The following is a 14,731-nucleotide window of genomic DNA, read 5'->3' as shown; positions in this document are numbered from 1 at the left end:
TCTTCTTCCTCAACGGTTCGCCACCGGATACACGCCCTGCGGACGCCACAGCAGCACCGCCACCATCAGCAGGATGCTCGCGAACTGCGTGAGCGTGGGCAGCAGGAAGCCGATGTAGTTGGTCATGAGCCCCACCAGCAGCGCACCGATGAGCGCACCGCCCGTCGAGCCGAGCCCGCCGATGATGATCACGATGAAGATCAGCACGTTGACCTGCGCGCCCATCTGCGGCACCAGGTTCTGCTGGAACAGCCCCCACATCACGCCGCCCAGGCCGGCCAGTGCGCTACCCACCACGAACACGCCGACGAACAGCCGGCCGATGCGGTAGCCCAGCGACTCGACCATCTCGCGGTCCTGCACGCCGGCGCGGATCAGGAGGCCGATCTTGGTGCGCGCGAGCGTCCATGCGAGCAACCCGAACACCACCACGCCCACCGCCACCGCGAGCAGCCGGTACTTGCTGATGGCCGCGTCCGCCACGAACAGCGAGCCGCGCAGCGCCTCGGGCAGCGGCAGAGGAATCTGCGCCGGGCCCCAGATCACCTTGATGAGCTCCTCGCCGATGATCATGCCGCCCATGGTGATGAGGATCTGCTTCAGGTGCTGGCCGTACACCGGCCGCACGATGAAGCGCTCGAACGCAAGGCCGACCGCACCGGCCACCGCCATGGCGACCAGCATCGCGGGGAACACGGCAACGAGGTTGCGCCACAGTTCGCCCGAGCCCGTCCAGTCGCCCATCAGGCCGAGCACGCTGCTGGCCACGAAGGCACCGAGCGCGATGAACACGCCGTGGCCGAAGTTGAGCACGTCCATCAGCCCGAACACCAGCGTGAGGCCCGACGCGATGATGAAGATGATCATGCCCATCGCGAGCCCCGCGACCGTGAGCGTGAGCCAGGTCGAGAACGAGCCCGTGAGCGGCAGTGCGACAAGCGCGAGGATCGGGGCGAGGAGCAGCGGCTTCCAGTCGAAGTCCAGTGCCTTCATTGCAGTGCCCCCTTCTCTTGCTCCTTCCCCCTCTGGGGGAAGGCTGGGATGGGGGCTGACGGCACTTGCAAGGCCGCGCTGTATCGAAGGCCGCGAGCCCCCACCCCAACCCTCCCCCGGAGGGGGAGGGAGAAAAACGTCGAATACTTCATAAAGCCAGTCCAAGCAGCGATTGCTGCAGTTGCGCATCCGCGGAGAACGCCGCCATGCCGCCGCTGTGCACCACGCGGCCGTTGTCCATCACCGCGACGTTGTCGCCCAGGCGCTGGGCGAAGTTGATGTTCTGCTCCACCAGCAGGATCGTCACGCCGCTGGCCTTGAGCTCGGCGAAGGCGTCGATCATGTTGTTGATCATCACGGGCGCAAGGCCCTTGCTGGGCTCGTCGATCAGCAGCAGCTCGCGCGGCTCGACGATCGCACGCGACACGGCGAGCATCTGCTTCTGCCCGCCCGAAAGCTTGCCGGCCGGATGGTTCCAGAACTTCTCCACCGCGGGAAAGAGCTTGAAGATCCACTTCAGGCGCGTGTCGTCGATCTCTGCGGCGTTCCTGGCGCCGCGCGCGGCGAGCAGCATGTTCTCCTTCACCGTCAGGTCGGAGAAGATGCCCATGCTCTCGGGCACGTAGGCAATGCCGAGGCCGGCGATCTGCGGCGTCTGCATGGCGGCAATGTCGTTGTCACCAAAGCGCACCCGGCCCTGCGACGCATGCCAGAGGCCCATGATGGTCCGAAGCGTGGTCGTCTTGCCTGCGCCGTTGCGGCCCAGCAGCATGGTGAGCTGGCCCCGGGGCACGGCCAGGTCGACGCCGTGCAGGATGTGGTACGCCCCGATGTGCGTGTGCACGCCTTCGAGGGTCAGCAGATTCTGAGTGCTCATCGGTCTTGCTCCTTCCCCTTCCGGGGGAAGGTTGGGATGGGGGCGAGCGGCGCTTCGAAGGCCGCGGCGATTTGAAGGCCGCCTGCCCCCACCCCTGCCCTCCCCCGGCGGGGGAGGGAGAAATTCATCAACGCCTTCATGCAACCTCCTTCGCAATGCCCAGGTAGGCCTCTTGCACCACCGGCGAGGCAATCACCTCGGCCGGCTCCCCATCCGCCACCAGCGTGCCGTTATGCAGCACGATGATGCGGTCCGCGAGCTCGCGCACCACGTCCATCTTGTGTTCGACCAGGAGGATGGTCTTGGTCTTGTCCTGCTTGAGCTTGCGGATCAGGTCGAGGATGACCGGCGCCTCGGCCGCGTTCATGCCGGCCGTGGGCTCGTCGAACATGAAGACCTTGGGTTCGAGCGCCATCAGCAGCGCCACCTCGAGCTTGCGCTGGTCGCCGTGCGGCAGGCTCGCCACCGTCGCATGCTCGCGCGACTTCAGCGCCACGTCCGCGAGGATCTGGTCGGCGCGCTCGGTCAGCGCCTTGTGGTCGCTCCAGATGCTCCACAGGTTGAGCCCGCGGCGGTGCGCGCCCTCGCGCGTGGCCTGCACCGCCAGGCGCACGTTCTCCAGCACCGTGAGGTTCGGGAACAGGTTGGTGAGCTGGAAGGCCCGTCCCAGCCCCGCGTGCGTGCGCGCCGACGGCGACAGGCCCGACAACAGCTGCCCGTCGAGCGACACCGTGCCCGCGCTCGCCTTGAGCTGGCCCGAGATCAGGTTGAAGTAGGTGGTCTTGCCCGCGCCGTTGGGGCCGACGATGGCTGTCAGCGTGCCCGGCGCGAAGGCGCAGCTCACGCCGTTGACGGCCACGTGCCCGCCGAAGCGGATGGTCAGGTCTTTGGTCTCAAGCATCGTGGGTCATGGCAAATAAAAAAACAGGTACCGATCGGCCTCAGCAGGTGCCGATCACGTAGTAGTTGGGCCCGGTCTGCTTGAGCGTTGTGGTCACGTAGACGTTCCACAGGCCCATCGACTGCCCCGAGCCGTAGGCATAGGTGAGGCCCCACAGCGCGTAGGCGCGGCCCGCCACGGTGTGCGCGTAGTTGCTGGCGGTGAAGCAGGTTCCGCCGCCACCGCTGCCAGCGAGCGTGGTGCCCGTGGCCGCGGCCGACATTGCGCCTTGCGCGTTGCCGGCGTCCAGCGCCGCCACGGTCCAGCTGTAGGTGGTGGACGGGGCCAGGCCGGTGTCGGTGTAGTTGGTGCCGGCCACCGGCGCCGCGTTGACCTTGCTGCCGCCGCGGTAGACGTTGTAGCCGCTCGCACCCGAGACGCCCGCCCAGCCGACCACCATGCTGCTGCTGGTCGCGCCCGAGGTGCCCACGCCGGTGGGCGCCGGCAGCGACGAGCCGCCGCCGGAGCCGGTCACGCGGTCGACCATGGCCTTGAGCGCCGCCATCTGCGGGCCCGACTTCTTCGCGTAGTTCGCGTTGTCGTAGCCCCACCAGTCCCAGCAGCTGTTGGTGGCTGCGGTGCTGGTCTGCGGGTAGATCAGCACGATGTTGTTGGTGTCGGCCCAGCGGTTGTAGCCGGTCTTCTTCACGTACTGGTCGGCCACGTCGGTGTAGTTCTGCTTGCAGCCATGCAGCACCAGGTGCACGCGGCACGACGCTGTGGTGCAGGCCTGCGGCACGTAGATCCAGCCGGTGGCGGCCACGCCGTGGCCAGTGATGAATTCCGACTGGTTGAACTCGGTGAAGCTGCCGCCCAGCGTGCCGTTGTTGCGCGGATTCAGCGGCCCGTAGAGCTGCGTGAGAATCTCGCCCGCCAGATCGAAGCCGCAGTTGTTGATGTAGGGCGCGGCGGTGGTGCTGCAGGCGCCGCCGTAGTCGTCGGTGACCATCGCGTGGCCGGCGCCGATGTTGTTCCTGTAGACCGTGTTGGCCGCGGGCACGAAGCTCTGGTAGTAGGTCTTGAGGTCGTCCATCACCGCCGGCTTGACGGTGTTGTCCGAAGTGCCGGAGAACAGGTAGAGCCTGGAGCCCGTCATGTTCGACACCGGGTCGATCGCACCGCTGGCGGCCCAGCTGTTGGTGGTGTTGACCAGCGTCGACACCGGAATGCTGCTGCCGTGCGCCATGCAGCGCCCGGTGGCATTGAGCACCGAGCCCTCGGCGCAGTAGTACGGCCCGCCGGCCACCACGCCGGCGCCGCGCTTGAAGGTGGCCGAATAGGCCACATGCAGCTGCACGGCCATGAAGCCGCCCGCCGAGAGCCCGGACACGCTCACCTCCGCCGGATTGGCGCCCAGCGCCGGCAGCGGCACTGCCGCCGTCGCGGCCTGCCCCGCCGCCATCATGATCGCCGCAACCGCGGCCCATCCCTTCCAGTTTTTCCATCGCATCGCTGCCATCGCTGTCTCCTTCTGTTGTAGGTGTATCGAACGCTTGCTGGATTGCTGACGAATCGGCCGTCGACTGCGCCCGCCCGCGCCTCGGCGGCGCAGGCTGACGCTTCGCCCGGTGGCCATTCCGGGGCGAAGGAAGTGCGGCCTCAGGGCCGCGGCTGCGGATTGGCGCTCAGCGCTTGTTCTTGATGGGGATGTCCATCTCTTCAGGCTTGATCTCGCGCACCAGTTCCGGCACGCCCCAGGCGAATGCCGGATCGGCCTTGATCTTGAAGTGGTACATCGACTGCATCGCCTGGTGGTCTTCCTTGCGGAAGGTCATCTTGCCCTTGGGCGTGTCGAAGCTCATGCCCTCCATGGCGCCGATGAGCTTGTTGGTGCCGGTGTCGCCGCCCGTCTTCTTGAGCGCGGTGACCACTGCCATCGCGGCCGAGAAACCGCCGGCCGTGAAGAAGTCCGGCGGCGTCTTGAATTCCTTGTAGTGCGCCGACACCAGCGCCTCGTTGACCGGGTTCTTCGGAATGCCGAAGTAGTAGTACGCGGCGCCTTCCATGCCCGGCAGGTTCTTGTAGGCCGCCATGGCCGGCAGGATGTTGCCGCCGGTGGCGATCTCGATGCCGTAGCGCTTCAGGTCGAGATCGACGATCTTGAAGGGGTTGCCCGCGCCGGCCCAGACGATCCAGATGATCTTGCGGCCCGGCTGGTCCTTGAGCTTGTCGATCAGGCGCTGCGCACCCGCCGTGAAGTCGGTGGTGGCGGGCGGCAGGTACTCCTCGTGCACCAGCTTCGCCTTCTTGAGCGCGGCGCCGAAGGCCTTCACGCCGTCGCGGCCGAAGGCATTGTCCTGCGCGAGCGTGGCCACCGTCACGCCGGCCTTGTCGATGGCCACCGCGTTGCTGATCGCGTCCTGGCTCGAATTGCGGCCGGTGCGGAAGATGTATTTGTTCCACTTGTCGCCGGTGATCGAATCGGCGACGGCCGGCTCCACGATCAGGATCTTCTTGTATTCCTCGGCCACCGGCAGCATGGCCAGCGCCACGCCCGAGGCCGTGGGACCGACGGCCAGCGCGGCCTTGTCGTCGGAATACGCGGCGGCGAGCAGCGACTTGCCCAAGTCGGGCTTGCCCTGGTCGTCCTTCTCGATGACCACGAGCTTCTTGCCGTTGACCGTCATCGTGCCGCCGGTGGCGTAGTCCAGGCCCATCATCAGGCCGGTCTGGGTCTGCTTGCCGTAGGCCTCGAGCGGACCGGTCTTGCTGTAGATGTGGGCGATGCGGATTTCGTTGGACTGGGCCCAGGCGGGGGCTGTGGCGGCGCAGGCGGCGAGTGCGGCCAGGGCGACAAGGTGGCGATGGTTCATTCTTTGTCTCCTGAAATAGGTGACTGAATATTGCACACTTCGTGCCATCTGCTAACCCCTTGATACCAAACACTTCTTCATTCGGAAGATGCGTCTATCGACTAAATTCAGAACACTTGACGTGTCTGAATTTCAATCAACTGTCTATTTATCGGTCAGGGTTTTCTCGGAGACCTGGCGCTCCGCGATCCAGTGCTGGAACTGGCGCTCGGCCTGCATGCGGAACTCGTTGCGCGCGTGATTGCAGGCGGCGTGCGCGAGCCGGCGGTGTTTTTGCGAGCGCACGCCGCCGAGCGTCGAATCGATCAGGTGCTCGATGGTCGCGGACTCGGGCCTGCCGTGCGGCTCGTCGAAGTCCATCGCAAGACCGCACCAATGGCAGTTGGGGCCGAAGGTGGAACGCAGGGCGCGCACGCTCACAGGCTCGCTCGCTCCGGGCCGATACGGCACACGAGGCTCGGCGGCTTCACGCCGGCCGCTCCTGGTTCGTCATGCGCTCGTAGAGCGTTGCGCGCGAAATGCCGAGCAGCCTCGACGTTGCCAGCTTGTTGCCGCCCGTGGCCGCAAGCGCCGCGGCAATCGCCTTGCGCTCCAGTTCGGCCACCTGCTGCGCAAGCGGCCGCAGCAGCAAGGCCTTTTCGTCGGCGTCGTGCGCGCTCTGCAGGGTGGCGGGCAGTTCGATCTGCTCCAGCCCCGCTTCGCGCAGGATGCGCTCGAGCTGCGCGGCGTCGATGCGCTGCGAGTCGCTGCGCATCGTGACCTGCTCCAGCACGTTACGCAGCTCGCGGATGTTGCCGCGCCAATGCTGGCCGGCGAGCAGCGCGAGCGCATCGGGCGTGATCTCGGGCGGGGCCTCGCCGCTGCGCAGCGCCATGTCCTCGCCCAGCGCCTCGACCAGCGCCGGAATGTCGCTGCGGCGCTCGCGCAGCGGCGGCACGCGCAAGGGCAGCACGTTGAGGCGGTAGTACAGGTCCTCGCGGAACTGGCCGCGGCGCACCAGCTCGGGCAGGTCGCGCGAGGTGGCGGCAATCACGCGCGCATCGAAGGGCACCAGCTTGTTGGAGCCGAGCGGCTCGATCTCGCCCTCCTGCAATGCGCGCAGCAGCTTGGCCTGCAGGCCGAGCGGCATGTCGCCGATCTCGTCGAGAAAGAGGCTGCCGCCATCGGCCAGCTTGAACTTGCCTTCGCGCCCTCGCCTGTCGGCGCCGGTGAAGGCGCCAGGCGCGAAACCGAAGAACTCGGCCTCCAGCAGCGTGTCCGGCACGGCCGCGATGTTGACGCTGACGAACTGTCCCTTGGCCCGCGCCGAGGCCGCATGGATCGCATGCGCGAGCAGCTCCTTGCCAGTGCCCGTTTCGCCCAGCAGCAGCACCGGGCTCGCGGACTGTGCGGCGCGCCGCGCATGGCGCTTGACCTCCACCGCGGCCGGGCTGCTGCCGATGAAGCTGGCAAAGGTGTACTTGGAGCGGCGCTGCCCGTCGGCCGCGTGCTGGTAGAGCGGGTTGTTGCGCTGGGTGGCGAGCTCGCGCCGCGCGTCGTCGAGGTCGCGCTGCAGCAGCGCGAACTTGCTGATGAGCGGCTGCAACGTGGTTTCCGGCTGGTCGAACAGCACGATGCCGATGGCGCCGATGACTTCTCCCGCCCGCCCCTCGCGCCCCTCGCGCCCATCGCTCTCGGCGCGCAGCGGAATGCGGCTGACCACGAAGGTGCCCGCCTTGTTGTTGAGCAGGTCGACCAGGATCGGCTCGCCGGTCTCGAGCACGCGCCGCATCTGCGTGTTGGGAATGACGTCCTCGACCATGTGGCCCAGGAACTGGTCGATCGACGAAAAACCCAGCGCCGGCAGGAAGCGGCGATAGCCTTCATTGACCCACACGATGTGCCCGCTGCGGTCCACCAGGAACATGCCCTGGCTGATGCTCGAGAACAGATGGAACATCGAACGAGCGGCCAGCGCAAGGATGCCTTCGGCGTCCAGAGGCAGGGCGGGCGATGCGGCGGCAGGCGGAACGGCGGACATGGGCGAATCGTAGCGCGCATCATTCGGCCACCCTTCGAGCCCAGATGCGGCGACCCCGCCGCGAGGGACGCCTAACGAGGCGGGGTCATCCAGTGAAGTGCGAGCAGCGGCACCAGCAGCGCCGGCGCGAACAGCCAGATCCAGAGCAGCGCAGACGGGTGCGGTGCCAGGACCAGGAGACCGACGAGCCAGACCGAAAGCAGTTTCGACATGCGTTTGACTGTACGGCATTGACCAGCCATAGTGCCGCGCTCACTGACGGCGAACACCTGGATTCGGGGCATCAGAAAAATGCTCAAAAAGCACATCCGCCACCGATGCGAAGAAAGCCCTCATGCGGCCATAAGTAAATCAAACGTTTGATTAGCTGCGTGGTCTAATCGCCAGCATGAGCGCCTCCGCCCTGCAAGCACTTTCCGCCCGCGCACCGCGCAGCGACGGCGTCGAAGCACGCCAGCGCCTGCTCTACGCCGCCCTCGCGCTGTTCGCCGCCAACGGCTACGCCAAGACCTCGACCCGCGAGATCGCGCGCGCCGCGGGCGTGAACATCTCGGCCATCAGCTACTACTTCGGCGACAAGGCCGGCTTGTATGCCGCCACCTTCGGCGAGCCGATGGGCGGCAACGCGGGCGATTTCATCTCGCTTTATGCCGCACCCGAGCTGCCGCTGGAAGAGGCGCTGCAGATCTTCTTCACCCGCATGATCGAGCCCCTGAAGCAGGGGGAGATCGTGCGCCAGTGCATCCAGCTGCACCTGCGCGAAATGCTCGAGCCGACCAGCCAGTGGGCCGAGGAGATGGAGCGCGACATCAAGGGCCCGCACAATGCCATCGCCGGCGTGCTGTGCCGGCGCCTGGGCATCGCGCGGCCCGACGACGACGTGCACCGGCTGACCTTTGCCATCACCGGCCTCGCGATGCAGCTTTTCGTGAGCCAGGACCTCGTCGAGGCGATACGCCCTTCCTTGCTGAACACGCCACGCAGCGTGGACACCTGGGCGCAGCGCCTCACCGGCTATGCCGTTGCGCTGGTCGAGGCCGAAGCCCTGCGCCGCCAGGCCACGGCCAGGCCCGCGGCCGCACCTGCCCGTTCCGGGAGAAAGAAGACATGAGACGACTCCGATCGATTGCCACCCTCTGCCTGCCGCTGGGCCTTGGGCTCGGGCTTGCCGGCTGCGGGTTCACGAGGCCGCCCGCCGCCGTCGAGGCGCCCCTTCCCGCAAAGTGGCACGCACCGCTGCCGCACGGCGGCTCGCTCGCATCGCTGGCCGACTGGTGGCGCCAGCTCGACGACCCGCTGCTGGTCGAGCTCATTGCCGCGGCCGAGGCCGCGAGCCCCAATGTCGCGAGCGCCGCGGCCCGCGTGGCCGAGGCGCGCTCCACGCGCATTGCGGCCGGCGCGGCGCTGCTGCCCAACCTGGACGGCACGGCATCGGCAAGCCGCGGCGTCTCGGGCTCTTCGCTCGGCTCGGGCGGCACGAGCGGCTCGTCGAGCGGCAGCAGCCTCTCCGCGATCGCGCCGCTGACCACGCTGCAGGCCGGCCTGCAATCGCAATGGGAAATCGACCTGTTCGGCCGGCTGCGTGCCGATCGCGATGCGGCGCTTCGCCGGCAGGAAAGCGCCGATGCCAAGTGGCACGAGGCGCGCGTTGCGGTGGCGGCCGAAACAGCCAACGCGTACTTTGCAGAGCGCGCCTGCCAGCAGCAGCTGCGCGTATCCGAATCCGATGCCAGGTCGCGCGGCGAAACCGCGCGGCTCACCGACCTGTCGGCGCGCGCCGGCTTCACGGCGCCGGCCGATGCCGCGCTCGCACGCGCCAGCGCCTCCGACGCCTCGGGCCGCCTGACCCAGCAGCGCGCGTTGTGCGCGGTGCAGCGCAAGGCGCTGGTCGCGCTCAGCGGCATCGACGAAGCGGCGCTGGAGCAGAAGCTGGCCGCCTCGCCGACCCAGCGCGCGCTGCCGGCGGTGGGCAGCATCGCAAGCGTGCCGGCACAAGCCATCTCGCAGCGGCCCGACGTCTATTCCGCCGAACTCGGCGTGGCAGCCGCCAGCGCCGACGTGGGCTCGGCCGAGGCCGCACGCTATCCGCGCCTGTCGCTTTCGGGTTCCATCGGCCGCATGCAGATCCGCACCAGCGGCTTCCGCGAATCACTCGACACCTGGACCGTGGGGCCGGTGTCGCTGACCGTGCCGCTGTTCGACGGCGGCACGCGCGCCGCCAACTCCGATGCGGCCAAGGCCCGCTACACCGAAGCGGTGGCGCTCTACAGGGCCAACGTGCGGCTGGCGGTGCGCGAAGTGGAAGAGGCGCTGGTCAATCTGGACAGCACCAACGCGCGCGCCACCGATGCCGATGCCGCCGTGCAGAACTACCAGGCCTCGTTCGACGCTACCCAGGCGCGCTACCAGAGCGGCCTGGCCAGCTTGTTCGAGCTCGAGGATTCGCGCCGCACGCTCTTTGCCGCGCAGACCGCGCGCGTCTCGCTGCAGCGCGAGCGCACCGAAGCCTGGGTGGCGCTCTACCGCTCGATGGGCGGCGGCTGGGCCCGCCCCGAATCGCCCTCAATGACCTCCAACCCGGCCGCCAAGGTCGCGACGTCGCCATGAAAAGAATCAAACGCTCCACCCTTGCCATCGCGCTGCTGGCGCTGGTCGTCATCGTCGCCGCGGCCGTGTGGCTGACCCGCAAGCCCGCGAACGAAGCCGGCACGCCGGCCGCCGCCGCCAAGGGCAAGGACGCCACGCCCGCTTCCCGGCCGACGCTGACAGTGACCGTGGCCAAACCCGAAGCCACCGAGCTGACCCTCACGCTCGCGGCCAACGGCAACGTGGCGGCCTGGCAGGAGGCCAGCGTGGGCTCCGAATCCAGCGGCCTCAAGCTCGCCGAAGTGCGCGTGAACGTGGGCGACGTGGTGAAGAAAGGCCAGCTGCTGGCCGTGTTCTCGCCCGAGACGGTGCGCGCGGACATCGCGCAATCGCGCGCCTCGCTCGCCGAGGCCAGGGCCACCGCGGCCGACGCCGCGGGCAATGCGGCACGCGCCCGCACGCTGCAGGCCACCGGCGCACTGAGCCAGCAGCAGATCAACCAGTACCAGACAGCCGAGCAGACCGCCAAGGCGCGCGTCGAGGCCGCCGAAGCCGTGCTCGCAGCGCAGGAAGTGCGCGGCCGCAACACGCAGGTGCTGGCGCCCGACGACGGGGTGATCTCCTCGCGCACCGCCACCGTCGGCAGCGTGGTGGCTGCCGGCACCGAGCTGTTCCGCCTGATCCGCCAGGGCCGGCTCGAATGGCGCGCCGAAGTCACCTCGGCCGAGCTCAGCCGCATTGCCGTGGGCACCACGGCCTTCGTGGTCAGCGCGAGCGGCGCGCAAGTGCGCGGCAAGGTGCGCAGCATCGCGCCCACGGTCGATCCGCAGACCCGCGCAGCGCTGGTCTATGTCGACCTGCCGAACGTGCAGCAGAACACCGGCATCAAGGCCGGCATGTTCGCGCGCGGCGACTTCGAACTGGGGCGCAGCTCCGCACCGACCGTGCCGCAGAGCTCCATCGTTCCGCGTGACGGCTTCAACAACGTCTTCGTGCTGCAGCCCGACAACCGCGTGGCGCAGCTGAAGGTGCAGACCGGCCGCCGCGTCGGCGAGCGCGTGGAGATCACCAGCGCATTGCCCGAGGGCGCGCAGATCGTGGTGCAGGGCGCCGGCTTCCTGAACGACGGCGACCTGGTGCGCGTCGTGGCGGCAGCGGCCCCCGCAGCTACCGGCGCCCGGCCCGCCGCAGCGCCGGCCTCGGCCGCCGCGGGCGGCCAGGGCAACGGCGAAACGAGGGCGCGCCCATGAACGTCTCCGCATGGTCCATCCGCAACCCGATCCCGGCGGTGATGCTGTTCGTGCTGCTCACCTTCGGCGGGCTGCTGTCCTTCAACGCCATGAAGGTGCAGAACTTTCCGGACATCGACCTGCCGACCGTGACGGTCTCGGCGTCGCTGCCCGGCGCCGCGCCTTCGCAACTGGAGACCGACGTCGCGCGCAAGCTCGAGAACTCCATTGCCACGGTGCAGGGCCTGAAGCACATCACCACCAAGGTGCAGGATGGCGCGGCCACGCTGATCGTCGAGTTCCGCCTCGAGAAGCCGGTGCAGGAAGCCGTGGACGACGTGCGCTCCGCAGTGCAGCGCGTGCGCGCCGACCTGCCGGCCGACGTGCGCGACCCGGTGGTCACCAAGCTCGACTTCGCGGCCCAGCCGGTGCTGGCCTTCACCATCGCCTCGTCGCGCATGGATGGCGAGGCGCTGAGCTGGTTCGTGGACAACGACGTCACCAAGAAGCTGCTCGCGCTGCCCGGCGTGGGCGCGGTGAACCGCGTGGGCGGCGTCACGCGCCAGGTGCACGTCGACCTCGACCCGGCCAAGCTGCAGGCGCTGGGCGCCTCGGCGGCCGACATCTCGCGCCAATTGCGCCAGGTGCAGACCGAAAGCGCAGGCGGCCGCATCGACCTGGGCGGCAGCGAGCAGCCGGTGCGCACCCTGGCCACCGTGCAGTCGGCCGACCAGCTGGCCGACATGCAGATCGCGCTGTCCGACGGCCGCCGCATCCGGCTCGACCAGGTGGCGCGCATCAGCGACACCATCGCCGAGCCGCGCGCCGCGGCGCTGCTCAACGGCAAGCCGGTGGTCGGCTTCGAAGTGGCGCGCAGCCGCGGCGCGAGCGAGGTCGAGGTGGGCCGCGCGATCCAGAAGGCGCTGGCCGAGCTGCGCGCGCAGCGCCCCGACATCGAGCTGACCGAGGCCTTCAATTTCGTCGAGCCGGTGGAAGAGGAGTACGAGGGCTCGCTGCACCTGCTGTACGAGGGCGCGATCCTGGCCGTGATCGTGGTGTGGCTGTTCCTGCGCGACTGGCGCGCCACCTTCGTCTCGGCCGTGGCGCTGCCCATGTCGGTGATACCGGCCTTCATCGGCATGCACCTGCTGGGCTTTTCGGTCAACGTGATCTCGCTGCTCGCACTCTCGCTGGTGGTCGGGATATTGGTGGACGACGCCATCGTGGAGGTGGAGAACATCGTGCGCCACCTGCGCATGGGCAAGTCGCCCTACGAGGCGGCCATGGAGGCGGCCGACGAGATCGGGCTGGCGGTGATCGCCACCACCTTCACGCTGATCGCGGTGTTCCTGCCCACCGCCTTCATGAGCGGCGTGGCCGGCAAGTTCTTCAAGCAGTTCGGCTGGACGGCCTCGCTGGCGGTGTTCGCGTCGCTGGTGGTGGCGCGGGTGCTCACGCCGATGATGGCGGCCTACCTGCTGAAGCCGGTGGTCGGTGCCGAGAAGGAGCCGCGCTGGCTCACGGCCTACATGCGCGCCGTGGAATGGAGCACGCACCACCGCTTCAAGACGATGGTGCTCGCCACCCTCTTCTTCTTCGGTTCGCTGGCGATGATTCCGCTGCTGAAGACCGGCTTCATTCCGCCGGACGACAACTCGCAGACGCAGATCTACCTGTCGCTGCCGCCCGGCTCCACGCTCGCGCAGACCACCGCGGCCGCGGAGGAAACGCGCCACCGCGTGATGAAGATCGACCATGTGCGCAGCGTCTACACCACCGTGGCCGGCGGCAGCGCGGGCGGCGATCCGTTCGCCAACTTCGGCACGCCCGAGACGCGCAAGGCCACGCTCACCATCAAGCTCGATGAGCGCGGCGATCGTCCGCGCAAGCAGGTGATCGAGAACCAGATCCGCGCCGCGCTCGAAACGCTGCCCGGCGTGCGCAGCACCGTGGGCCTGGGCGGCTCGGGTGAAAAATACATCCTCGCGCTCACCGGCGAAGACCCCGCCGCGCTGGCCAGCGCCGCCAGCGCGGTCGAGAAGGACCTGCGCACGGTGCCCGGCCTCGGCAACATCACTTCCACCGCGAGCCTGATCCGCCCCGAGATCGCCGTGCGCCCGGACTTCGCGCGCGCCGCCGACCTGGGCGTGACCAGCTCGGCCATCGCCGAGACGCTGCGCGTGGCTACGCTGGGTGACTACGACCAGGCGCTGGCCAAGCTCAACCTCGCGCAGCGGCAGGTGCCCATCGTGGTGAAGCTCGAGGACTCGGCGCGGCAGAACCTCGACCTGCTCGGCCGCCTCTCGGTGCCCGGCACGCGCGGCCCGGTCATGCTGAGCCAGGTGGCCTCGCTCACGATGGAAGGCGGCCCCGCCGTCATCGACCGCTACGACCGCTCGCGCAACGTCAACTTCGAGATCGAACTGTCGGGCGTGGGCCTGGGCGATGCCAAGACCGCGGTCACGGCGCTGCCCTCGATCCAGAAGCTGCCGCCCGGCGTGCGCGTGACCGAGGTGGGCGACGCCGAGGTGATGACGGAGCTGTTCGCGAGCTTCGGCCTTGCGATGCTTACGGGCGTGCTGTGCATCTACATCGTGCTGGTGCTGCTGTTCAAGGACTTCCTGCATCCGGTGACCATTCTCTGCGCGCTGCCGCTGGCGCTCGGCGGCGCCTTCGTGGGTCTCCTGATCGGGCAGAAGGCGCTGTCGATGCCGTCGCTGATCGGCCTGATCATGCTGATGGGCATTGCCACCAAGAACTCGATCCTGCTGGTGGAATACGCCATCGTGGCGCGCCGCGACCACGGCATGAGCCGCTGGGACGCGCTGCGCGACGCCTGCCACAAGCGCGCGCGGCCCATCATCATGACCACGCTCGCGATGGGCGCCGGCATGCTCCCGATTGCCGTGGGCTTCGGCACCGCCGATTCGAGCTTCCGCTCGCCGATGGCGATGGCGGTGATCGGCGGGTTGATCACTTCCACCGTGCTGAGCCTCCTGGTGGTGCCGGCGGTGTTCACCTACGTGGACGACATCGAGCACTGGATCCGGCGCACCGTGCGCAAGCTGCGCGGGCAGCCGGCCGATCCGCATATCGACGACGACCTGGTCGAGACGCCGCCCCGTCCCGCGGCCTGAGCGGCTGCGAGTCCCTCCTCCTCGCCATCATCGGCAGGAAGAGGGAGCGGGCGGCGAAGGGCTGCCCGTTCGGCCGGGGGAATAGGCTGCATGGTGGATTCCGCCCACGGGCGGCGCTTCGAATAATCCGGTGCCT

General features: G+C 68.4%; 12 protein-coding genes. 4 read left to right on the top strand and 8 right to left on the bottom strand.

Features of this window, described 5'->3' with window-relative positions:
* Window positions 1-9: 9 nt before the first annotated feature.
* The 8 genes from L1081_RS06010 to L1081_RS05975 form a co-directional block, all read right to left on the bottom strand.
* Window positions 10-993 carry an ABC transporter permease subunit gene (locus L1081_RS06010; RefSeq protein WP_489415640.1) on the bottom strand — a complete coding sequence of 328 codons (984 nt, stop codon included), beginning with the start codon at window positions 991-993 and terminating at the stop codon, window positions 10-12.
* A 148-nt stretch (window positions 994-1,141) separates the two neighbouring features.
* Entirely contained in the window at window positions 1,142-1,870 is a 729-nt protein-coding gene (locus L1081_RS06005; RefSeq protein WP_489415639.1) for an ATP-binding cassette domain-containing protein, read from the bottom strand.
* Between the two features lie 136 nt (window positions 1,871-2,006).
* A complete protein-coding gene (locus L1081_RS06000) occupies window positions 2,007-2,771 on the bottom strand; it encodes an ABC transporter ATP-binding protein (RefSeq protein ID WP_489415638.1) in 765 nt (254 codons plus the stop codon).
* 40 nt (window positions 2,772-2,811) lie between these two features.
* The gene (locus L1081_RS05995; RefSeq protein WP_489415637.1) at window positions 2,812-4,269 is read right to left on the bottom strand and encodes an extracellular catalytic domain type 2 short-chain-length polyhydroxyalkanoate depolymerase; all 1,458 of its coding nucleotides are present in this window, start codon (window positions 4,267-4,269) and stop codon (window positions 2,812-2,814) included.
* 166 nt (window positions 4,270-4,435) lie between these two features.
* Window positions 4,436-5,623 (bottom strand): ABC transporter substrate-binding protein, encoded by a 1,188-nt coding sequence (locus L1081_RS05990; RefSeq protein WP_489415636.1) that lies wholly within the window; start codon window positions 5,621-5,623, stop codon window positions 4,436-4,438.
* Between the two features lie 144 nt (window positions 5,624-5,767).
* Window positions 5,768-6,043: a hypothetical protein gene (locus L1081_RS05985; RefSeq protein WP_489415635.1), complete on the bottom strand. Its 276-nt coding sequence runs from the start codon at window positions 6,041-6,043 to the stop codon at window positions 5,768-5,770.
* 46 nt (window positions 6,044-6,089) lie between these two features.
* Window positions 6,090-7,643, bottom strand: coding sequence for a sigma 54-interacting transcriptional regulator (locus L1081_RS05980; protein ID WP_489415634.1), 1,554 nt, complete (start codon window positions 7,641-7,643; stop codon window positions 6,090-6,092).
* Window positions 7,644-7,714: 71 nt separating this feature from the next.
* Window positions 7,715-7,855, bottom strand: coding sequence for a hypothetical protein (locus L1081_RS05975; RefSeq protein ID WP_489415633.1), 141 nt, complete (start codon window positions 7,853-7,855; stop codon window positions 7,715-7,717).
* Between the two features lie 176 nt (window positions 7,856-8,031).
* Here L1081_RS05975 and L1081_RS05970 point away from each other — a divergent pair, with 176 nt between their 5' ends.
* From L1081_RS05970 to L1081_RS05955, 4 genes are read left to right on the top strand one after another with little or no spacing between them, the layout of a single operon-like run.
* Window positions 8,032-8,754: a CerR family C-terminal domain-containing protein gene (locus L1081_RS05970; protein ID WP_489415632.1), complete on the top strand. Its 723-nt coding sequence runs from the start codon at window positions 8,032-8,034 to the stop codon at window positions 8,752-8,754.
* Window positions 8,751-10,250, top strand: a complete 1,500-nt coding sequence (locus tag L1081_RS05965) for an efflux transporter outer membrane subunit (RefSeq protein WP_489415631.1) — start codon at window positions 8,751-8,753, stop codon at window positions 10,248-10,250. Before L1081_RS05970 ends, L1081_RS05965 begins: the two co-directional genes overlap by 4 nt.
* On the top strand, window positions 10,247-11,479 hold the full coding sequence (locus L1081_RS05960; RefSeq protein WP_489415630.1) for an efflux RND transporter periplasmic adaptor subunit: 1,233 nt from the start codon (window positions 10,247-10,249) through the stop codon (window positions 11,477-11,479). The genes L1081_RS05965 and L1081_RS05960 overlap by 4 nt, the downstream gene beginning before the upstream one ends.
* A complete protein-coding gene (locus L1081_RS05955; RefSeq protein WP_489415629.1) occupies window positions 11,476-14,595 on the top strand; it encodes an efflux RND transporter permease subunit in 3,120 nt (1,039 codons plus the stop codon). The genes L1081_RS05960 and L1081_RS05955 overlap by 4 nt, the downstream gene beginning before the upstream one ends.
* The last annotated feature ends 136 nt before the right edge of the window (window positions 14,596-14,731 follow it).

The sequence above is a fragment of the Variovorax sp. MSC1_012 genome (assembly GCF_023667525.1).
Lineage (GTDB): Bacteria > Pseudomonadota > Gammaproteobacteria > Burkholderiales > Burkholderiaceae_C > Variovorax > Variovorax beijingensis_B.
The sequence above is the reverse complement of the archived record's forward strand: the minus strand, read 5'-3'. Positions and strand labels throughout refer to the sequence as shown.